The 20,571-nt window shown below is 62.5% G+C and carries 13 protein-coding genes; 7 read left to right on the top strand and 6 right to left on the bottom strand.

Annotated elements, in window-relative coordinates:
* Positions 1–51 precede the first annotated feature (51 nt).
* Both ACP7D4_RS14855 and ACP7D4_RS14850 read left to right on the top strand, forming a co-directional pair.
* Positions 52–678 (top strand): DUF47 domain-containing protein, encoded by a 627-nt coding sequence (locus ACP7D4_RS14855; protein WP_426105053.1) that lies wholly within the window; start codon positions 52–54, stop codon positions 676–678.
* 10 nt (positions 679–688) lie between these two features.
* Complete coding sequence (locus ACP7D4_RS14850; RefSeq protein WP_426105054.1) at positions 689–1,699, top strand: anion permease; 1,011 nt, start codon at positions 689–691, stop codon at positions 1,697–1,699.
* A 152-nt stretch (positions 1,700–1,851) separates the two neighbouring features.
* Here the strand turns inward: ACP7D4_RS14850 and ACP7D4_RS14845 are convergent, their stop codons facing one another.
* The 4 genes from ACP7D4_RS14845 to ACP7D4_RS14830 all read right to left on the bottom strand — a co-directional run bounded on the left by ACP7D4_RS14845 (position 1,852) and on the right by ACP7D4_RS14830 (position 7,519).
* Positions 1,852–3,633, bottom strand: a complete 1,782-nt coding sequence (locus ACP7D4_RS14845) for a GspE/PulE family protein (RefSeq protein WP_426209829.1) — start codon at positions 3,631–3,633, stop codon at positions 1,852–1,854.
* A gap of 107 nt (positions 3,634–3,740) precedes the next feature.
* On the bottom strand, positions 3,741–4,154 hold the full coding sequence (locus ACP7D4_RS14840) for a hypothetical protein (protein WP_426105058.1): 414 nt from the start codon (positions 4,152–4,154) through the stop codon (positions 3,741–3,743).
* 106 nt (positions 4,155–4,260) lie between these two features.
* Positions 4,261–6,609 (bottom strand): GspE/PulE family protein, encoded by a 2,349-nt coding sequence (locus tag ACP7D4_RS14835; protein WP_426209828.1) that lies wholly within the window; start codon positions 6,607–6,609, stop codon positions 4,261–4,263.
* Positions 6,610–6,628: 19 nt separating this feature from the next.
* Positions 6,629–7,519 (bottom strand): MBL fold metallo-hydrolase, encoded by an 891-nt coding sequence (locus ACP7D4_RS14830; protein WP_426209826.1) that lies wholly within the window; start codon positions 7,517–7,519, stop codon positions 6,629–6,631.
* 225 nt (positions 7,520–7,744) lie between these two features.
* Here ACP7D4_RS14830 and ACP7D4_RS14825 point away from each other — a divergent pair, with 225 nt between their 5' ends.
* From ACP7D4_RS14825 to ACP7D4_RS14805, 5 genes are all read left to right on the top strand, one after another.
* A complete protein-coding gene (locus ACP7D4_RS14825; protein ID WP_426209824.1) occupies positions 7,745–9,361 on the top strand; it encodes an HD domain-containing phosphohydrolase in 1,617 nt (538 codons plus the stop codon).
* A gap of 3 nt (positions 9,362–9,364) precedes the next feature.
* Positions 9,365–11,641 carry a CHASE2 domain-containing protein gene (locus ACP7D4_RS14820; protein ID WP_426209822.1) on the top strand — a complete coding sequence of 759 codons (2,277 nt, stop codon included), beginning with the start codon at positions 9,365–9,367 and terminating at the stop codon, positions 11,639–11,641.
* Between the two features lie 199 nt (positions 11,642–11,840).
* Positions 11,841–13,418, top strand: a complete 1,578-nt coding sequence (locus ACP7D4_RS14815; RefSeq protein ID WP_426105066.1) for a ShlB/FhaC/HecB family hemolysin secretion/activation protein — start codon at positions 11,841–11,843, stop codon at positions 13,416–13,418.
* Between the two features lie 10 nt (positions 13,419–13,428).
* Entirely contained in the window at positions 13,429–17,070 is a 3,642-nt protein-coding gene (locus ACP7D4_RS14810) for a filamentous hemagglutinin N-terminal domain-containing protein (RefSeq protein ID WP_426209820.1), read from the top strand.
* Positions 17,042–17,761, top strand: coding sequence for a FecR family protein (locus tag ACP7D4_RS14805; RefSeq protein WP_426209818.1), 720 nt, complete (start codon positions 17,042–17,044; stop codon positions 17,759–17,761). The genes ACP7D4_RS14810 and ACP7D4_RS14805 overlap by 29 nt, the downstream gene beginning before the upstream one ends.
* 270 nt (positions 17,762–18,031) lie before the next feature.
* Here the strand turns inward: ACP7D4_RS14805 and ACP7D4_RS14800 are convergent, their stop codons facing one another.
* Together ACP7D4_RS14800 and ACP7D4_RS14795 are read right to left on the bottom strand one after the other, a co-directional pair.
* Positions 18,032–19,813: a PhoH family protein gene (locus ACP7D4_RS14800; RefSeq protein WP_426209816.1), complete on the bottom strand. Its 1,782-nt coding sequence runs from the start codon at positions 19,811–19,813 to the stop codon at positions 18,032–18,034.
* A 216-nt stretch (positions 19,814–20,029) separates the two neighbouring features.
* A complete protein-coding gene (locus tag ACP7D4_RS14795; RefSeq protein WP_426209814.1) occupies positions 20,030–20,524 on the bottom strand; it encodes a peroxiredoxin in 495 nt (164 codons plus the stop codon).
* Positions 20,525–20,571: the final 47 nt, after the last annotated feature.

The following is a 20,571-nucleotide window of genomic DNA, read 5'->3' as shown; positions in this document are numbered from 1 at the left end:
TTTGATAGCGGCGGCCTTCAGCAGTATCAATATGCTTTAACGGAGATAGCCATGTTTGGACGTTTAATGCCCACCGAGGGCAAATTCTTTGACCTTTTCAACCAGCACGCCGATCTGTGCGTGAAGGGCGCGCAAGAAATGGTTGGTCTGATGACCAACTTCGACGACCTTGAAGTGCGCACCCACGCTATTGAAGGCATCGAAAAGCAGGCCGACAAGATCACCTACGCCACCGTCGACATGCTGCACAAGACGTTCATCACGCCGATCGACCGTGACGACATCCACAAGCTGATCACGCGCATGGACGACATCCTGGACTTGATGGAAGACGCCGCCCAGACCGTGTCGCTGTACGACTTGAAGGCCGTTACGCCGGAAGCCAAGCGCCTGGCCGAACTGTGCCTCGCATGCTGCGAAAAAGTGCAGGCCGCCGTCGCGCTGCTGCACAACATGGACAACTCGCAAAAGATCGTCGCCATCTGCGAAGAGATCGACCGCCTTGAGTCCGACGCCGACCATGTCATGCGCGCGGCCATGTCCAAGCTGTTTCGCGACGAGCCGGACGTACGCAACCTGATCAAGATGAAAGCAATCTACGAGATCCTCGAGACGGTCACCGATCGCTGCGAAGATGTCGCCAATATCATCGAAGGCATCATCGTCGAAAACGCATAAAGAACATCAGATGAATAACCTGCAGATCAGTATTTATGTGCTTGTGCTGTTGATCGGCCTGGCGCTGATTTTCGACTTCATGAATGGCTTTCACGACGCGGCCAATGCGATTGCGACCGTGGTTTCGACCGGCGTGTTAAAGCCGCAGAGCGCGGTGGCGATGGCGGCCTTTTTTAACTTCATCGCCATCTTCGTGGTGGGGCTGAAGGTCGCGTCGATGATCGGCAAGGGGATTATTCATCCCGAGATCATCGATCAGTATGTGATTTTTGGCGCGCTGGTGGGCGCCATCGTCTGGAACCTGATTACCTGGTACTACGGCATTCCTTCGTCTTCCTCGCACGCGCTGATCGGCGGGCTGGTGGGTGCAGCGGTCGCCAAGGCGGGCACGGGTGCGCTGGTATCCGGCGGCCTGGTCAAGACGGTGGTGTTCATCGTTGTGGCGCCGTTGCTGGGCTTTTTGCTCGGCTCGATCATGATGCTGATCGTCTCGTGGCTCTTCGTACGCTCCACGCCACGCAAGGTCGACACCTGGTTTCGCCGCTTGCAGCTGGTGTCGGCCGCTGCCTACAGCCTGGGCCACGGCGGCAACGATGCGCAAAAAACGCTGGGCATCATCTGGATGCTGCTGATCGCGTCCGGCCACATGAGCAAGGCCGATCTCGCGCCGCCGTACTGGGCCATCGTCGCCTGCTACACGGCGATCAGTTTCGGCACGCTGTTTGGCGGCTGGCGCATCGTCAAGACCATGGGCCAAAAGATCACCAAGCTTAAGCCCGTCGGCGGCTTTTGCGCGGAAACCGGCGGCGCGATCACCCTGTTCATGTCCAGTTTCCTGGGCGTTCCGGTATCGACCACGCACGTCATTACGGGCGCCATTGTCGGTGTCGGTTCGGCGCAGAAGATGTCCGCGGTGCGTTGGGGCGTGGCGGGCAATATCGTGTGGGCGTGGTTCCTGACGATTCCGGCGGCGGCATTCATGTCGGCAGTGGCTTGGTGGATCGGCACCAAAATCATGTAAGCAGTCAGATGCAAGAACAGCCGTTCGATGAAGATTGAACGGCTTTTTTTTCGCCTGCACCCTGCACGGCCACGCACCATGGCACGGTAGGTCGCAAAAGCGCAGCGCATTGCGACAGGCGTCAACGCGTCATATCGTGGCCCGGTGAGCTGCTACTTGATGCACACCTGCCGCACCGTTCTGAAATCAACCAGCCCTTGCAGCACCTTCTCGATCCCATCCATCTTCAAGGTCAGCATCCCGTCTTCGAGCGCCGCCGCCAGCAATTCAGCCACCCGCGCGTGCTCCTGCAGCAGCTGCTTGACCTTGTCGGTCCCGATCATCAGCTCATGCAATCCCATGCGCCCGTTGTAACCCAGATTGCACTCGGCGCAGCCCACCGCCCGGTACAGGGTAAAGCTGCCATCGGCCTGGGCATAGCGCTCGCGCCAGCTGACCAGCACTTTGGCGCGCCCGCCCTCCGGATCGCGGATGAAGGCCGCCGTGTTCACCAGTTCAGCGCAAAACTGCGTGAGCAGGTACTCGATTTCGTCGGCCCTCGGCACATAGGCCAGCTTGCAGCGCGTGCACAGGCGCTTGCACAGCCGCTGCGCCAAAATGCCGAGCAGGGCGTCGGCAAAATTGAACGGGTCCATGCCCATGTCGAGCAGGCGCACGATCGATTCGGGGGCGCTGTTGGTATGCAGCGTGGCCAGCACCAGGTGCCCCGTCAGCGACGCTTCAATGCCGATGCTGACGGTTTCCTTGTCGCGCATCTCGCCCACCATGATGATGTCCGGATCGGCCCGCAAAAATGCGCGCATCACGGTGGCGAAGTCGAGCCCCGCCTTGCGGTTGACCTGCACCTGGCGCAAGCCCTTCTGCGTGATTTCGACCGGGTCTTCCGCAGTCCAGATCTTGGTGTCGGGCGTATTCAAGTACTGGAGTACCGAGTGCAGCGTGGTGGTCTTGCCCGAGCCGGTAGGCCCGCACACGAAAAACAGGCCATACGGTTTTTCAATCGCCCCGCGCAGGCGCTCCAGGTTCTGCGGCAGCACGCCCAGATTGTCGAGCGGGATCGCGTCGCCTGCGGCCAGGATGCGCATTACCACGTCTTCCACGCCGCCGCTCGACGGAATGGTCGCCACGCGCAGCTCGATGTCGAGCGGTCCGTACTTGTTGAACTTGATCTTGCCGTCCTGCGGCTTGCGCCGCTCGGACGTGTCAAGGTCGCACATGATCTTGATGCGCGCCACCAGCGCATTGCGGTAGCTCGACGAGATGTCGATATACGGCACCAGCGAACCGTCCTTGCGAAAGCGGATGCTGGTGCGGCCATTGCCCGGCAGCGGTTCGATATGGATGTCGGACACGCCCTGGCGGTAAGCGTCCATGATCACCTTGTTGACCAGTCTGACCAGCTCCGACTCGACTTCCTCCGACACGTTCACCGTCTCTTCGGTCGTTTCCTCTTCCATCCCCGCGAGCAGCTCGCGCAGGGAACTGCCGTCGCTGCGCGCGGTGGTGCCGAAGAACTGGTCCATCGTGTGCTTGAATTCGAGCCGGGTCGTCACACAATAGGTCACGTTCGACTTGGGGAACACCTGGTTGACGATCTTGCTCGCGCGGATCCGGTCCGGGTCGAGCGCGAGCACCAGCAGGCCGTTCTTGTCTTCGTCGAGCGGGAGCCATTGGTGGTCTTCGACATACTGCGCCTTCAGGTTGCGCAGCAATACGCCCGGCTTGATGCGCGCGGGCCGCATCGGCTCGTATGGCACGCTGAAGTGGCGCGCAAGGGCCGCGCCGATCAGCGGCAGCGGCACCTTGAAGTCGCGCATCAGCACCTCTTCAATATGGAGTTGCTGCGCGCGCGCCGTGCGCACCGCCAGCTCGAGTTCGGTGAGGGAAAGGGTCGCCTCCACCACCAGGCCATCGTACTTGCTAAAGGGCACCATGCGTGTCTCGCTATCACGGACGTTGATCCTTCCATATTGTGGTAGATATGACAATTGCCTTTGATTTTGATCACCGCTTCCGGTGCGCAAAACGGGCCGGTGAGCGATTAGCCCTGGCCGAACAGGTCGTGCTCGTCGAGGATGGCGTAGACGATCTCGGGATGCTGCTCCAGGCAGCGGCGGATGGCGGCGGGGATGGCCTGGCGGGTCTTGCGGCACAGGCCGGGAAACTCGCGCACGCCGATCGCCAGTCCGCGCACGGTTTTCACTTCGCGCGCGGCGGGAGCGATGGTCAGTACGATGCCGAGCTGGTCAAGCATTAACTTGCTTACGTGCTGCAGCTGGGCGTAGCTGTCGATGCGCTCTATGCGTTCGAGCATCTTTTTTTCCTGCTCACGCGTCAGCATCAGGATGCGCTTGTCCGCCGCCGGATCGGCCAGCAATTGTTCGCGCTCGCACACGCATAGCCCGGGCGGGCATTCGATGCGCACGGGAAAGGGGAAGGGGAGTTCTTGCAGCATGGGCCACAGGTTAGCGCTGCGGGGGGAGGGTTGTCAAACGCGGCGGGCGGCAAGCCGGCGCACGACGTGGCAATACTTTGGCGCAATGCGCTGTCGCTTGCGCGCCCTACTTGATGCACACTTGGCGCACCATCTTCAGGTCGGTGATGCCGCTTAGAACCTTTTCAATGCCATCCATCTTCAGCGTCAGCATGCCGTCTTCCAGCGCGGCGGCGAGCAGCTGCGCCACCCGGCTGTGTTCCTGCAGCAGTTTTTTTACTTTGTCGGTGCCGATCATCAATTCGTGCAGGCCAACCCGCCCCTTGTAACCCTTGTTGCACTCGGCGCAGCCAACTGGCCGGTACAGCGTGAAGCGCCCGCTTGCGTCCGCGTAGCGCTGCTTCCAGCCTGCCAGCACTGCCGCGCGGCCGGCGTCGGCATCCTTGATGAAGCTTTCCGTGGCCAGCAGTTCGCTGCAAAACTCGGTCAGCATCTGTGCGACCTCGGCCTCGTCCGGGTGGTACACCTGCTTGCACGCCGCGCACAGGCGCTTGGCGAGGCGCTGCGCGAGGATGCCGAGCAGGGCGTCGGCGAAATTGAACGGGTCCATGCCCATGTCGAGCAGGCGCACGATCGACTCCGGTGCGCTGTTGGTGTGCAGCGTGGCGAACACCAGGTGGCCGGTGAGCGACGCTTCGATGCCCATGCCGACGGTCTCCTTGTCGCGCATCTCGCCCACCATGATGATGTCCGGGTCGGCGCGCAGGAAGGAGCGCATCACTGTGGCAAAGTCGAGCCCCGCCTTGCGGTTGACCTGCACCTGGCGCAAGCCTTTTTGCGTGATCTCGACCGGGTCTTCGGCGGTCCAGATCTTGGTCTCGGGGGTGTTCAGGTAATTGAGCACCGAGTGCAGCGTGGTGGTCTTGCCCGAGCCGGTCGGCCCGCACACGAAGAACAGCCCGTACGGTTTGCTGATCGTGTTGCGCAGGCGCTCCAGGTTATAGGGAAGCACGCCCAGCTTGTCGAGCGGGATCGGTTCGCCGGCCGCCAGGATGCGCATCACGATGTCTTCCACGCCGCCGGCCGACGGAATGGTCGCCACCCGTAGTTCGATGTCGAGCGGCCCGTATTTCTTGAACTTGATCTTGCCGTCCTGCGGCTTGCGTTTTTCGGAGATGTCCAGGTCGCACATGATTTTTACGCGCGCGACCATCGCATCGCGGTAGCTGGCCGGCACTTCAATGTAGGGCACCAGCGTGCCGTCCTTGCGAAAGCGGATGCCGGTCTTGCCTTTGCCCGGCAGCGGTTCGATGTGGATGTCGGACACGCCCTGGCGGTAGGCGTCGATGATGATCTTGTTAAGCAGCTTGACCAGTTCGTTTTCCACCGCTTCGGACACTTCGGCGCTCGCTTCGACGTCGTCAAATTCGCCGTCCATCCCGGAGAGCAGATCGCCCACGGAGGCGCCGTCGTCGACGGCGGCGCCGAAAAAGTGCTCGGCCGTCAGCTTGAATTCCTGGCGCGTGGTGACCCGGTAAACAATGGTCGACCTGGCGAAAATCTGGTTGACGATCTTGCTCGTGTTGACGCGCTCCGGATCAATCGCCATCACCACCAGGCCATCCTTGCCGTCTTCCAGCGGCAGCCATTCGCTTTGCTGCACGTACTGCGCCTTGATGTTGCGCAGCAGGTCGGCCGGCTTGATGCGGTCGAGCCGATATGGCTCGTAAGCGACCGAAAAAAACTTGGCCAGCGAAGCGCCGATGGCCGCCGGCTTGACCTGGAACTGCTGCACCAGCACGTCCTCGACGTCCAGGTCCTTGGCGCGCGCCGAGCGGCCCGCCATTTCCAGTTCCGGCGCCGACAGCAGCGCTTCCTCGACCAGACCGTCGTACTTGGAGCGCGCCGGCGGCGCCGGTTTCAGTCGCTGGCTAAGTGCCACCGACAGCGTCGCGCACAGCTCCTTGACGCCTTCGGCGCACACGCCCGAAAACGGACCGCCGCTGCGGTTGTTGATGAACTGGACTACGCCGAGCAGCTCGCCCGTTTGCTGCGCCACCAGCGGCGCGGCCAGCATTTCGCGCGTGCGGTAGCCGGTGCGCTGGTCCACGCCGATCAGAAAGCTCAGGTCCGGCGAATAGCGCCGCAGTTCGGCTTCGTCGTAGACGTCGGTGATGTTGATGGTGCGCCGCGTTTGCGCGACGAACCCGGCCACGCTGGACGGCGAAATGCGCAGCTTGAGGTCGCGAAACGACGTGAGCCCGGTCTTGACCTTGGCGATGATGTGCGTCTTTTCCGGCGTCGTGGCATACAGCGTGAAGCGGTCGCAATTGAGCAGGTCGCAAAAGTCCATGCCCAGGTCGAGCATGATCTCGTCGATGTTGCTGGTGGCGTGGATCTTGTTGGTCACTGCCTGCAGCTTCTGGAAGAACGCGAGGCGCGCATCGGTGTCGGACGGGTTGGCGGTGACGTTCATGGATGTTCCGGGGGTAGGGTCAGGACAGGTCAACTTCCAGGCCTTCGTAGGCGAGGCAGACTTTCAGGCCGTCGGGCAGCGGCGCGCTGCGCGCCAGCAGTTGCGCGAACACGGCTTCGAGCTCCTCGTCGCTGCGCGTCGGTTCATGGTGGGTGCAGTACAGCGCCTTGGCCCCGACCCGCAGCGCCATCGCCAGCGCTGCGTCGAACGTGCCATGGCCCCAGCCTTGCCTGGACGGGTATTCCTCGATGGTGTACGAGCAGTCGACGATCAGCGCGTCCACCCCTTGCATGGCCGCGTCGATGGCACGCCCGCGCTGTTCCATTTCGACCTGGTAGGGAGCATGGCGCGCATCGTCGTCCAGGTACAGATTGTAGAACTGTTCATGGTCGCCGGTAAAAAACACCGATTTGCCATTGCAGCTGATGCGGTAGCCCAGGTTGGTGACGGGGTGGTTCATGACGACATGGTCAACCACCGCATCGTGCACCGTGACGCAATCGCCCGCGGCCAGAGTCTGGTATTCGATGGTGGCCTTCATCTGCGCTTCGCTGACCGGGAAGTAGCTGTTTTGCAGCTGCACGCCAAGCACGTGTTCGATGCCGGAACCGCTGGCCGCGTCGGGCCCGCCGTGCAGGCGCACCACGCTGCCGCGGATGAACAGCGGCGTAAAGAAGGGCAGGCCGTGGATATGGTCCCAGTGGCTGTGGGTGATGAAGATATTTGCGCGCACCGGCTGGCGCTGCAGCAGGTCTTGCGCCAGCGCGAAAATGCCGGTGCCGGCGTCGAGAATGATCAGGGCCTCGGCGTCGGTGCGCACTTCGATGCAGGTGGTGTTGCCGCCATAGCGCGCGGTGCGCGGGCCGGGCGAAGGGATCGAGCCGCGCACACCCCAGAATCGGAATTTCATACTTGTGAACTCCCCCGTGGACCGCGGTTGGGGCGCCAATGCGCCAGCCGCGATCAGGAACGATGATAGCCGGTTTGTGTCACGCAAGCGCAAATAATGTTTCTTGGAAGCGACAGAAATGCTTTACGCGACAAATTCCCGTGCTTTCGCGAACGGCAGTGTACACGCGCTTTTTGTCGGGCTACACTCTACTTACTTTCAACACGGCAATTCTGGCGACAAGATATGCAAGCGTTGAGCCACACCCAAATTGCACAGCGGCTCGACCTGCTGATCGAAGTGAGCGTAGCGCTGGGCCACAGCCCGGACACCGGCACGCTGCTTGACCGCATCGTCAAGGTAGCCATGGCCATGACCGGCGCCGACGGCGGCACGCTGTACCGCCCCAGTGCGCAAAAAACCATGCTGCTGTTCGATATTTCGATCAACGGTACGCTGGGTCTGTACCAGGGCGGCGCCAGCGGCACGCCGATTGACATGCCCAGCGTGCCCCTGTTCGACGCGCGCGGCAACCCGAACTTGAGTTCGGTGGCGGCGTATTCGGCCAACTGCGGCAAATCGGTCAACATCGAAGACGTCTATGAAGCGCACGCCTTTAATTTTTCAAGCATGCGCAGCTTCGACGCCGCCTTTGGCTACCATTCCCAATCGTTCCTGTCGGTGCCCATGAACGACCATGAAGGGCAACTCGTCGGCGTGCTCCAGTTGATCAACGCAATCGACGCCGACAGCGGGCAAGTGCGCGCGTTTTCACTGACCGACCAGCGCTTTATCGAGGCGCTGGCGGCGCAGGCGGCGGTGGCGATCACCAACCAGCACCTGGTGCTGCAGCTCGAAGAATTGCTCGAGTCGCTGGTCAACCTGATCAACATCGGCATCGATGAAAAGTCGCCCTATACGGGCCGGCATTGCCAGTTCGTGCCCAAGCTGACGATGATGCTGGCCGAAGCGGCGCACGCCACCACCACCGGGCCGATGGCGTCGTTTCGCATGCTCGACGCCGACCGCAAGGAGCTGTGGCTGGCGGGCCTGCTGCACGATTGCGGCAAGATCACCACGCCCGTGCACGTGGTCGACAAGGCCACCAAGATGGAAACCATTTACGACCGCATCCAGACCATCGATACGCGCTTTGAAGTATTGATGCGCGAGCGCCAGATCCGCGCGCTGCTCGACAAGGCCGAAGGCGCGCACGCCGACGCGGTCGATCTGCGCCTGGCCGGGGAACTCGCTGCGCTGCGGGCCGACCGCGCCTTTTTGCGCGAGGCGAACGTGGGCAGCGAAGGCATGACGCAGGCCGCGCAAGAGCGCGTGCGCAGCATCGCGCGCTACCGCTGGCGCGACATGGACGGCGTGGAGCGCGATTTTCTCGACGAAGACGAGGTCCTGAACCTGACGATCCGCTTTGGCACGCTGACCGAGGCCGAACGCAAGATCATCAACAACCACATCGTGGTGACGATCAGGATGCTCGAAGCGCTGCCCTGGCCCAAGCACCTGGCCAATGTGCCGGAATACGCGGGTGGGCACCATGAACGGATGGATGGCAAGGGCTACCCGCGCGGCTTGACGCGCGAGCAGATGTCGGTGCCGGCGCGCCTGATGGCCATTGCCGACATTTTTGAGGCGCTCACCGCGCGCGACCGCCCCTACAAGAAGGGCAAGATGCTCAGCGAATCGCTGCGCATCCTTGGCAACTTTGCGCTGAACGGCCATATCGATCCCGACCTGTTCGACATTTTCGTGCGCAGCAAAGTCTACGCCACGTTCGCGTTGGCGAACATGGACCCGTGCCAGATCGACGTGGTCGACGAAGCGCAGATTCCCGGCTACACGCCCTAGCCGATGCGCGAGAACCGCACAAGATGGAAGCGGGCCGTGCTGCGCTACGGCGCGCGCTGGGCCCTTGGCTTGGCCTTGAGCCTGGCGGCGGTGCTGCACGCGATCGGATTCTATTCGAGCGACTCAATCGAGCGCATGGACGGCTTTTTGTCGGGCCTGCGCATGCGCATTGAAAAGCCGGTATTGGACCGGCGCGTGGTGATTGTCGACATCGACGAAAAAAGCCTGTCGCTGGTGGGCCGCTGGCCGTGGAGCCGCGATGTACAGGCCACGCTGGTGCGCCAGTTGACCGGGTTTTACGCCGTGGGCGCGGTCGGCTTTGACGTTTCTTTCCCCGAAGCGGATACCTCGTCCGGTTACGGCGTGCTGCAAAAACTGGCCGATGGCCCGCTCAAGGACGTGGCGTTGTTTCGCGAGCAGCTGGCCGCGCTAAAAGGAGAAATGGATTACGACGGCCTGTTTGCCGACGCGCTGCGCGGCCAGCCGGTGGTGCTTGGCTACAACGTGTCGGACAATATGAAAAAAGGGTTGCTGCCGGCGCCCGCGTTCACGGTCGAGCGCTTGAATGGACGCGAACTGCTGGCGCGCGAGCCGTCCGGCTATGAGGCGAACATCGCGCGATTACAAAGCGCTGCCGCCGGCGCCGGCGTGTTTACTGCTGCGCCGGACGCGGACGGTGTGATCCGCTCCTCGGTCCTGCTGTATAAAATAGGCGACGGCTACTATCCCACGCTGTCGCTGGCCACGGCGGCGGTCTACCTGAAGGCGCGCGCGATCTTTCCCGTCTTTGAAAGCAGCGTCGACGAAATGAGCGCGAACGAGCGCGCCGCCGGCGGCGTCGATTACGTGACCCTGTTTCTCCCCAAGCGCAACATCAGCATCCCGGTCGGCTACGGCATGGAAGCGTTTGTGCAGTTCCGGGGCAGGGGCGGTGCGAACGGCGGCGCCTTCCGCTACGTGTCGGCGGTCGATGTGCTGACCGGGAGCGTGGCGCCGGAGGTGCTGCGCGGCGCCCTGGTGTTGGTGGGCACCACGGCGCCGGGACTGAACGACATGCGCGTCACACCCGTCAACGCCACCTATCCGGGAGTCGAGGTGCACGCCAACATGATCAAGTCGATTCTGGACAACGACTTCAAGGCCAGGCCCGATACGGGCTGGGTGATCGAAGCGATCGAGCTGCTGGCCTTTGGCACGGTGCTCGGCTTCGCGCTGGCGGTGCTCTCGCCGCTGCGTTCGATCGCGCTGGCGGTAGCCGCCCTGGCCGGTGCCGTGGCGATCAATCTGTACCTGTATTACCAGCTTAACGCGGTCATCAATGCCGCCGCGATCTTGCTGCTGATCGTTGCGCTGTTCGTGCTCAACGTCGCCTACGGCTATTTTTTTGAAGTGCGCAAGAGCCAGGCGCTGGTGTCGCGTTTTTCGCAGTACGTGGCGCCGGAGCTAGTGGCTGAAATGGCGGACGACCCGGAGCAGTACACGATGGAGGGCGAGAGCCGCGAGCTGACGGTGCTGTTTGTCGACGTGCGCGGCTTTACCACGATCTCCGAAGGGCTGGAACCCAGAGAGCTGCGCGAATACATCAACCTGTACCTGACGGCGATGTCGGTCGATATCCGCGACAGCCACCAGGGCACGCTGGACAAGTACATTGGCGACGCCGTGATGGCGTTCTGGGGCGCGCCGGTGGCCTTTGCCGACCACGCCAGCCGCGCCGTGGCCACGTCGCTGCTGATGCAGGCCAGCGCGGCGCGCCTGAACGCCCAGTTCAGCGCGCGCGGCTGGCCGCCGCTCAAGATCGGCATCGGCATCAATACCGGGATCATGCATGTGGGGGACATGGGCTCCCAGATCCGCCAGGCCTATACCGTGATGGGCGACGCGGTGAACCTCGGTTCGCGCCTGGAGGGAATCACCAAGGTCTATGGCGTGGGGATCGCGGTGGGCGAAACCACGCGCGCGGCAGCGTGTCATTTTTTGTACCGGGAGCTGGACCGGGTGCGGGTCAAGGGCAAGAACGTGCCGGTGGCGATCTACGAGCCGCTGGGCCTGGTGGAAGCGGCCAGTGCGGCGCTGGCGGCCGAATTGGCGGCGTGGGACGCGGCCCTGGTTCTGGTGCGCGGGCGGCAGTGGAACGCGGCGCAAGCTGCCGTTATATCGCTGGCCGAGGCGCATCCGGGCTGCGCGTTGTATCAGCTTTACCTCGCGCGCCTGGCGCAGTGGCAGATCGATCCGCCCGCGCCCCACTGGGACGGCGCGACCAGTTTCGACACCAAATAGCACAAGGTTGCCGCTTCCTTATCGGACTGCTATCAGCAGACCAACAAGCGCGGCACCGGCGCAACATTTCCCGGGGTATTTACCAATTTTGCATAGAATTTCTAACGTGCAAGATAAAAGCGGCATAGACTGGTTTTGAACGCCGCCTTTGCCCCCAACGATCCTTCACACCGTAGAGCACCTTGTGACCATACACATTATGAGCATTCGTTACGCGCGCCTGATCGCCGCTTCCCTCCTTGCCGGCGCCGTGGGCGCCGCCTGCGCCGCCGAAGCCGACGCTCCCATCCGCTTCGATATCGCCCGCTTCGACATCGCCGGCAACACCTTGATCACAGGAGCTGAAGCTGCCGCCGCCGTGGCCCCGTATGCCGGCAAAAACCGCGATTTCGGCGACGTCCAGCGCGCGCTCGAGGCACTCGAAGACGTGTACCACCGGCGCGGCTACAGCGTGGTGTCGGTGCGCTTGCCGGAGCAGGAACTTAACCGCGGCGTGGTGCGCCTGATCGTGGTGCAGACCAGGATCGGGCGCGTCAAAGTAAGCGGCAACCGCTTCCACGACGAGGCCAACGTGCGCCGCAGCCTGCCTTCGCTGCAGGAAGGCACCACGCCAAGACTGACCGACGTTTCGGCCAGCCTGCGCATGGCCAACGACAACCCGGCGCGCAAGATCACACTCAAGCTGCAGAACGCCGCCGCCGACGATGAAGTCGACGCGCTGCTGGCGGTGGTGGACGAGAAGAGCTGGAAGGCGTCGCTGAATCTGGACAATTCAGGGACCGACGCCACCGGGAAAACCCATGCCGGCCTGGTGCTGCAGCACGCCAACCTGTGGGGGCGCGACCACGTCGGCACCTTTCAGTACACCACCACGCTGGAAGAACCGAGCAAGGTCAGTGTTTATGGACTGGGGTATCACGTGCCGCTCTACACGCTGGGCGACTCGGTCGACCTGTTCGCCAGCTATTCGAACATCGACTCCGGCTCGGTGGCCGCAGGTTTACTCAACCTGGCCGTGAGCGGCAAGGGCGCCGTGTATGGCGCGCGCTACAACCACACGCTGGCGCGCCGGGGCGAGCTCGATGCGCGCCTGGTCCTGGGCGCCGACGTGAAAGCGTTCAAGAATACGGTGCTGTTTGGCGGGCAGGATTTTGGCAACGACATCACGGTGCGCCCGATCAGCGTGGGCTACGTGGCCAGCCGTGTGCTGGCCGCAGGCGAAGCGAATGCTTCCGTCACGCTGGTGCACAATATCACCGGCGGCAGCCGCGGCGGCGACGCCGACTTCGAGCGCACCCGCGCCGGCGCCAAGCCAGCCTACACGATCGTGCGCTTTGCCGCCGCCGTCACGCGCGCCGTTGGCCGCGACTGGCAGGCGCGCTTGCTGCTCAACGGCCAGTTGACGGGCGATGCGCTGGTGCCCGGCGAACAGTTCGCCGCAGGCGGCGGCACCTCGGTGCGCGGCCTGGACGAGCGCGCCCTGTCGGCCGACTCCGGCGTGTTTGCCAACGCCGAACTGTACACGTCGAACCTGTGCGCGGCGGCCGCACGCTGGCAGTGCAGGGCGCTGGCGTTTTACGATGCAGCGAGCGGCACCCGCAACCATAGCCTGCCGGGCGAAGTCGAGAGCACCTCGGTCGCCAGCGCGGGCCTTGGCGCGCGCGTGGCAATGGGCGAGGCGGTCAACCTGCAGTTCGACTATGGCCACGTGATCCGGCCTGGCGCGACCACCGGCGGCAAGAACCGTCTCCATGTACGCATGGCCTTTGCCTATTAAGGGGCTCCACATGACACTCCAACACCGTTCACCGACCCTGCTCCTCACACTGGCGGCAATGCTGGTTGCTTCCTGTTTCGGCAGCGCGCAGGCGGCGCCGACAGCGCCTCTGGTGGTCCAGGGACAGGCGACGTTTTCCCAGAACGGGAACGTCTTTTCGATTACGAACACGCCCAATGCGGTGATCAACTGGCAAAGCTTTTCGGTCAACGCGGGCGAAGTGACGCGCTTTATTCAGCAAAGCGGCGACAGCGCGGTGCTCAACCGGATTGTCGGCCAGGACCCCAGCCGCATCCTGGGCGCGCTGCAGTCGAACGGCCATGTGTTCCTGATTAATCCGAACGGCATTTTGTTCGGGCGCGATTCGCGCATCGACGTCAACGGCCTGACCGCCTCCACGCTGGGCATGACCGACGCCGATTTCCTGGCAGGGAAAAAGCGGTTTGATGGCGATGCGCTGGCCGGCGCCATCGTCAACCAGGGCAGCATTACCACGCCGTCCGGCGGACAGGTGTTTTTGATCGCATCGAACGTCGACAATGCCGGCATCATCACGTCGCCCCAAGGCCAGGTGGTGCTGGCTGCGGGACATTCGGTGCAATTGGTCGATTCGGCCAATCCGAGCCTGCACGTGGTGGTGTCCGCCCCGGCCAGCGGTGCCGTGAACCTGGGCCAGATCATCGCGCAGGGCGGCAAGGTTGGCATCTACGGCGCATTGGTCAGCCAGCGCGGCGTGGTCAACGCCAACAGCGCGCAGGTGGGCGAGAACGGCAAGATCGTGCTGCGCGCCGGCGGCGACGCCATGCTGGAGCCGGGCAGCGTGACCACGGCGACCGGCGCCGGGCGCGGCGGCGACGTCACGGTCGAAGGCATGCGCGTGGCCTTGCGCGGCGACGCCCGGATCGACGCCAGCGGCGCCACCGGCGGGGGCAGCGTCATGCTGGGCGGCGGCTACCAGGGGAAAAACCCGCTCATCAAAAATGCGCAGCAAACTTTATTGGGCAAGAACGCCTCGGTGCGGGCCGACGCGATCGACTCCGGCAACGGCGGCACGGTAGTGCTGTGGAGCGAGGCGAGTACGCGCGCCAGCGGACAGATTTCTGCGCGCGGGGGCACTGCATCGGGCAACGGCGGCACGGTGGAAACGTCAGGCAAGTTCCTGGACGTGAACGGGATTGGCGTGCAGGCTGGCGCACAGGCGGGCGTACAAAACGGCGCCAACGGCGTCTGGCTGCTCGACCCATTCGATATCGAGGTGACTGACGCGCGCGCCAAGTCCGCATTGCTTGACATCGACCAGTTCGCCGATCCGGGTACGCTGGCGCAGATTGATGCCAGCACCATCTCGGCGGTTGCGCCGGGCACCAACGTGGTGCTGCAAGCGACGCACGACATCAAGTTTTCGCAGCCGATCAACCCCATGCTGGGGGGCGGCAGTCTGACGCTGGACGCAGGCAACAGCATTGTCATCAATGCCGCGATCAATACCAACGGCGGCTCGGTCAAGATGACGGCCAACCATCCGGACTACGCCGGCAAGACCGGCGCGATCCAGCTGGGCACGGGTGGTTCGCTCACTACCGGCGGGGGCAGTGTGAACCTGAACGGCTTCCAGGTCATGCTGGACGGTCCGGTGAATACCGGCAACGGCAACGTCACGATCAACGCCGCGTCGCTAGTTGGCTTCAACCAGAATATCGCGACCGGCAACGGCCACCTGACCGTCACCGGTAGCGACATTGCGTTTGGCGGCACTGGCACTTCGGCCAGCGGCGGCTTCATGCTGTTCAATACCATGGGTGGCGCTTTTACGCTGGGACCCAACTGGATGCTGGGCTCGAACAATGCGGTGGTGGTCAATGCCGACACCATGTCGCTGCTGGGCGCCATTGGACCGTACCAGGCAACGCGGCCGGTCGTGAGCCTGAGCACGTACACACCAGGGCGGCCGATTGACCTGATCAGTGGCGGCACCGGGGCGGCCCTGGCAATCGATCCGGCGGCGCTGGCGCGCTTTGATGCGGCGTCGATCAATATCGGTCACCAGGGCTATGCCGGCAATATTGGTGTGCAATCCGAATACAGCAACGGCAAGACCAACAAGCTGGTATTTCAAACGCAAGGCAACATCGCGGTCAACGCGCCCGTGACGATGCCGTCGGGTGTGGACAGCGCGCTATTGCTGCTGGTGGAAGGCGCCAATCACAAGAGCAGCATTACCACGGCGGCGGACGGCAAGCTGGCGCGGGGCGGCGCCCTGGCGGCAGACCATATCGAGCTGCGCGCCAATAATATCGGGATCGGGGCCAGCATCATGGGCACCGGCGGCAATGGCGAAGTTGCCCTGAACCCGCACATGCCGACGGGACAGATCATGATCGGCGTGGGCGCCGTCGACGGTTTCGACATGCTCGGCCTGCTTGATACGGAGTTGGCGTTCATCAAAACGCGCATCCTCGCCATCGGCGGCAATGCCGGCCAGATGGGTGGTTTGACCGTCACCGCCGGCGGCATGGATTTCAGCAGTAGTTTGCCGGCCGGGAGCAAGTTGATGTTGAATGGGGGCCTGGGCAATGTGCAGTTGAATGGCAAGCTGGTAACCATCGGCGACCTTTTCCTGCAAGGTAATGACTTGCAAACGGCGGCCGGGGCCAGCGCCAAGGCGGACCTGGTAAGGATGAAGGCCAGTTTTGGCATCGGTGGAAATACGACGCCGTTCGTGACGGAAACGTCGGGCTTGACGGCGGCAAACGATCACATCAATGGTGTGGCGCCCATCAATATTGCCAACACGGGCACGCTGATCGTGGGCGCCGTTCAACAGACAGGCAGCGGCAATGAAGGCGACATTACCATCGCCAACAAGGGCGGCATGACGCTGCTCGAGTTCGAGCCGAAGTCGGCGGTGCCGGTGTCAATTTTCACTGGCGGCAAGGGCAACATTACCCTGAAAACCATGAGCCCGCTGACGATCGACGGCGACGTCATGTCCCAGAGCGGCGCCATCATGCTGGAGGCCGGCAATGCGGGCGTGCTGACGATTGGCCCCACCGGCAGCGTGTCGGCCAGGGCCGGCAATATTGGCTTGGCAGGTGGCTCGCTGGTCAACGATGGCAGCGTCACTACCGCGAGCGGCAACATCAACATTGCTGCGGCGTCCGTTGCCGGCAGCGGCACGTTTTCCGCGCCGGGCGGGACGGTCAAGGGCTTGCCCGTCAAGGTGCCGGGCGTGGGCGATTGCCTGGCGAACGGCGCTCTTGCCGGTTGCGCGGCCGTGCTCAAGGATGCGTTTAATGCGTGCATTGTCACTCCGACGGGGGCCAATTGCCTTGCACTGCTGCCGAGCCTGGCCACATGCAGTGCCCAGCCCAACACGCCGGGCTGTTCGGTGGTGCTCCCGACCCTGGCCGCATGCGGCGCCAATCCCGACGCGGCCGGTTGCAGCGTGGTGTTGCAGCCGGTGAAGGCGACACCCGACAGCAAGCTGGAGACCGCCGTCAAGACGACCATCGATGCGCTCGACAAGTCGCGCGACGACGTCTCGCTTGCCGAGGAGGACGAGAAGAAGAAAAAGAACGCCAGCGCTGATGCCGGCGTGGAGACCAAGCCAGGGGAGAAGCGTCATGACGTCGCCAAAAATTATTGTGATTAAGGCGCTTGCCGCGCTGATGCTGGCCGGCGTGTGCGGCCTGGGTTTTGCGGGGCAGGTTGCGGGCACGGTCGTGAACCTCAGCGGCGCGCTGCTGGCGAAGAAGGCCGACGGCGCGGTGAAGGTGCTGGTGGTCAAGTCGGAGGTTGAGCAGGGCGACACGCTGGTGTCGGAAAAAAACACGTACGCGCAAATCCGGTTCGTGGACAACAGCGAGATTACACTCAAGCCCAACACCACCTTCAAGGTGGAGGCGTTCGCTTACGATGCGGGCAAGCCGGCGGGCGACAGCGCCAGTTTCAGTCTGGTGAAGGGTGGCTTGCGCTCGATTACCGGATTGCTGGGCAAACGCAACAAGGAAAAGTTCCAGCTCAAGACGCCGAGCGCGACCATCGGGATTCGGGGGACGACGTTTTCGGCGGAGTTTGTGGCCGAAGGTGTGTCGTCGGCGTTGGCGCCGGGTCTGCATGTGAACGTGACCGATGGCATGATCAATGTGAGCAATGATGGTGGTTCGCAGTTGTTTTCTGCGGGGCAGTTTGGGTTTGTGCCGTCCGTGAATATGCCGCCGGTGATTGTTCCGGCTGATGCGGGTGTGCAGTTCACGGTGCCGGCGGCGTTTTTGGAGGTGAAGGCTGACGGTGCAGGCGTTGGCGTTGGGGCGAGCGAGAAGATCAGCTGCGAAGTTCGGTAAGCATCACATCGTTCTCGCAATGGTGAAGTTTGCGAACTCGAAAACGACAACCACATCGTCCTCGCGCACGCGGGGACCTATGGAACGGTTCAATTAAGCAACTGTTCTATGGGTCCCCGCGTGCGCTAGGACGATGTGGTGGAAGCGTTTAGTTCATCGACCGTCGAGCGTATCAATTGCACCTCCGCATACGACGACGATGACCTGGCGGCATAAAAAAACCCTGTGCACCGCAGAGCGCACAGGGTTTTTTGCTGCAGCGCGTTGTGCTTACAACACTTCGCTCGCGTGGTCAGCCAGGCGCGAACGCTCGCCGCGCGCCAGCGTCACGTGCCCGCTGTGCGACCAGCCCTTGAAGCGGTCCACCACATACGTCAAGCCGCTTGAGCCTTCGGTCAGGTACGGCGTATCGATCTGCGCGATGTTACCCAAACAGAGGATCTTGGTGCCGGGACCGGCGCGCGTGACCAGCGTCTTGACCTGCTTCGGCGTCAAGTTCTGCGCCTCGTCGATGATCAGGAATTTGTTGACGAACGTACGGCCGCGCATGAAGTTGAGCGACTTGATCTTGATGCGCGAACGGATCAGGTCTTGCGTTGCCGCCCGGCCCCATTCGCCGCCGTCGGAGTCGGACTTGTTGAGCACTTCCAGGTTGTCGTCGAACGCGCCCATCCACGGCGACATTTTTTCTTCCTCGGTACCCGGCAGGAAACCGATATCCTCACCCACCGGCACCGTCACGCGGGTAACGATGATCTCGTTGTACAGCTTGGTTTCAAGCACTTGCGCCAGGCCGGCGGCAAGCGCCAGCAAGGTCTTGCCGGTACCTGCCTGGCCGAGCAAGGTGACGAAATCGCATTCCGGATTCATCAGCAAGTTCAGCGCAAAGTTTTGCTCGCGGTTGCGTGCCGTGACGCCCCAGACATTGTTCTTGTTGTGGCTAAAGTCGCGCAAGGTTTGCAGCACAGCCGTCTTGCCGTTGAGCTGCTTGACCTGGCCGTAAAAGGGCGCTTCGCCATTTTTTGGCTCCAGGTACACGAACTGATTGACCAGCAAGGTTGGAATGGTCGGGCCCGTGACGCGGTAGAACGTGGCCGAGGTACCGTTCTTGTTTTCCTGCCAGGACTCCATGTCCTTGCCGTTCTTGTTCCAGAAGTCGTCCGGCAACTGCACGATGCCCGAATACAGCAGGTCCGTGTCTTCCAGTACATGGTCGTTGAAGTAATCTTCGGCCGGCAAGCCCAGCGCGCGCGCCTTGATGCGCATGTTGATGTCTTTCGACACCAGCACGATGGCGCGGCCCGGCTGCTCGGATTCCAGGTTGCGCACGACGCCCAGGATTTGGTTGTCGGCTTTGCCTTGCGGCAGGCCTTCGGGCAGCATCGGGCCGTTTTGCAGGCGCGTCTGGAAGAACAGGCGGCCCTTGGCGTCCTTGTTGCCCAGCTTGGAGAGCGTGATGCCGTTTTCAATGGCGCCGTCTTCCAGCGTGCCGACCAGCGCGTCCAGCGTGCGCGACACCTGGCGTGCATTGCGCGCCACTTCCGACATCCCCTTTTTATGGTCGTCGAGTTCTTCCAGCGTCATCATCGGCAAGTAGACGTCGTGTTCCTCGAAACGGAACAGCGATGATGGGTCATGCATCAGCACGTTGGTATCGAGCACGAACAGCTTGGTCATGCCCGAGCGGTCGGCATTGCGGCTCGCCTTGGACTTGACCATCATTTCCACCGGCTTGTGCTTGACTGGATGGGCTTCCAGTTCCACGTGCGGCTTTTCCTTGCGGGCCGTCGGCTTGGCCGCGGGCGCTGGGGCAGGGGCAGGCGCGGCCAGTTCTGCCACCGGTGCGGCAAGTTCGGCTACGGGTGCGGCGGCCTTGGCCTTGGTCACGCGCGCCGGCTTGGCGACCGGCTCAGGCGGCGCTTCAGCGACAGCGGCCAGCTTGGGTTTGGGCGGCGCAAAGGCGGCGCCGGCAGGCTTGGTCCGATCCGCTTTAGGATAATCTTTAGCGAGCAGCAGTGCGGCAGGCTTGGAAGGGAGTTTTGGCAGTGGCATCAGGGTCTCAATCTAAAAATTTCTTGGAGGATAGCCCGGCTTCGTCGCCAAAGGCAACACAGGTGGCGACGGGGTCGATGCGATTTTGGGTACTACAGGGCGCTAAGGTGGGCCGGCATGCTTGCCTGCCCGGCCGAAGGCCAGATTGGAGTGATGCGTGGAAGCTGACTGTTTGACTCAAAATGGATGGGTTCACTCAGGTTCGAGAGCGGTTGATCACGGCTGGCCTTGAATAAATTCCAGCACTTCTTCGGCGTGATTAGGAACTTTCACGCCACGCCATTCTTTCACCAATTTGCCCTCAGCGTCAATTACAAACGTACTGCGCTCGACTCCTCGGACTTGCTTTCCATACATATTCTTCATTTTCATCACGCCGAACTGGAGACAGAGCGCTTCGTCGGGGTCGGAAATGAGTTCGAAGGGCAGGTCGAGCTTGCCTTTAAACCCGTCATGCGAGCGCAGCGAATCGCGGCTGATGCCGTAGATTTCGGTGCCGGCCGCCTGGAACTGCGGGTGCAATTCGCGAAACGCGATGCTTTCGGTGGTGCAGCCGGGGGTATTGTCCTTGGGGTAAAAATACAGCACGGTGTAGCGCGCCGGACGGCCGAGCAACTGGAACGGTGCGCCGCCGGTCATTACGGCCGAAAAATCGTTGTAGGGTGCTGCAGTTGGGCTATCCGCCACGGGTCTCTCCATTAAATTTGTCATCTGTAGTGTATACCCCGAAGCTTAACGGGGACTGAAAAAGATGGCGA

The sequence above is a fragment of the Massilia sp. TWP1-3-3 genome (assembly GCF_049897805.1).
Taxonomy (GTDB): domain Bacteria; phylum Pseudomonadota; class Gammaproteobacteria; order Burkholderiales; family Burkholderiaceae_D; genus Telluria_A.
Note: the sequence above shows the minus strand (reverse complement) of the source record. Positions and strands in the feature narration are given on the sequence as shown.

What these genes read in the sequence shown, in the direction of transcription:
- ACP7D4_RS14855 (WP_426105053.1), top strand. Translation starts at nt 52, where the DNA reads ATGTTTGGACGTTTAATGCCCACCGAGGGCAAATTCTTTGACCTTTTC.
- ACP7D4_RS14850 (WP_426105054.1), top strand. Translation starts at nt 689, where the DNA reads ATGAATAACCTGCAGATCAGTATTTATGTGCTTGTGCTGTTGATCGGC.
- ACP7D4_RS14845 (WP_426209829.1), bottom strand. Translation starts at nt 3,633, where the DNA reads ATGGTGCCCTTTAGCAAGTACGATGGCCTGGTGGTGGAGGCGACCCTT.
- ACP7D4_RS14840 (WP_426105058.1), bottom strand. Translation starts at nt 4,154, where the DNA reads ATGCTGCAAGAACTCCCCTTCCCCTTTCCCGTGCGCATCGAATGCCCG.
- ACP7D4_RS14835 (WP_426209828.1), bottom strand. Translation starts at nt 6,609, where the DNA reads ATGAACGTCACCGCCAACCCGTCCGACACCGATGCGCGCCTCGCGTTC.
- ACP7D4_RS14830 (WP_426209826.1), bottom strand. Translation starts at nt 7,519, where the DNA reads ATGAAATTCCGATTCTGGGGTGTGCGCGGCTCGATCCCTTCGCCCGGC.
- ACP7D4_RS14825 (WP_426209824.1), top strand. Translation starts at nt 7,745, where the DNA reads ATGCAAGCGTTGAGCCACACCCAAATTGCACAGCGGCTCGACCTGCTG.
- ACP7D4_RS14820 (WP_426209822.1), top strand. Translation starts at nt 9,365, where the DNA reads ATGCGCGAGAACCGCACAAGATGGAAGCGGGCCGTGCTGCGCTACGGC.
- ACP7D4_RS14815 (WP_426105066.1), top strand. Translation starts at nt 11,841, where the DNA reads ATGAGCATTCGTTACGCGCGCCTGATCGCCGCTTCCCTCCTTGCCGGC.
- ACP7D4_RS14810 (WP_426209820.1), top strand. Translation starts at nt 13,429, where the DNA reads ATGACACTCCAACACCGTTCACCGACCCTGCTCCTCACACTGGCGGCA.
- ACP7D4_RS14805 (WP_426209818.1), top strand. Translation starts at nt 17,042, where the DNA reads ATGACGTCGCCAAAAATTATTGTGATTAAGGCGCTTGCCGCGCTGATG.
- ACP7D4_RS14800 (WP_426209816.1), bottom strand. Translation starts at nt 19,813, where the DNA reads ATGCCACTGCCAAAACTCCCTTCCAAGCCTGCCGCACTGCTGCTCGCT.
- ACP7D4_RS14795 (WP_426209814.1), bottom strand. Translation starts at nt 20,524, where the DNA reads ATGACAAATTTAATGGAGAGACCCGTGGCGGATAGCCCAACTGCAGCA.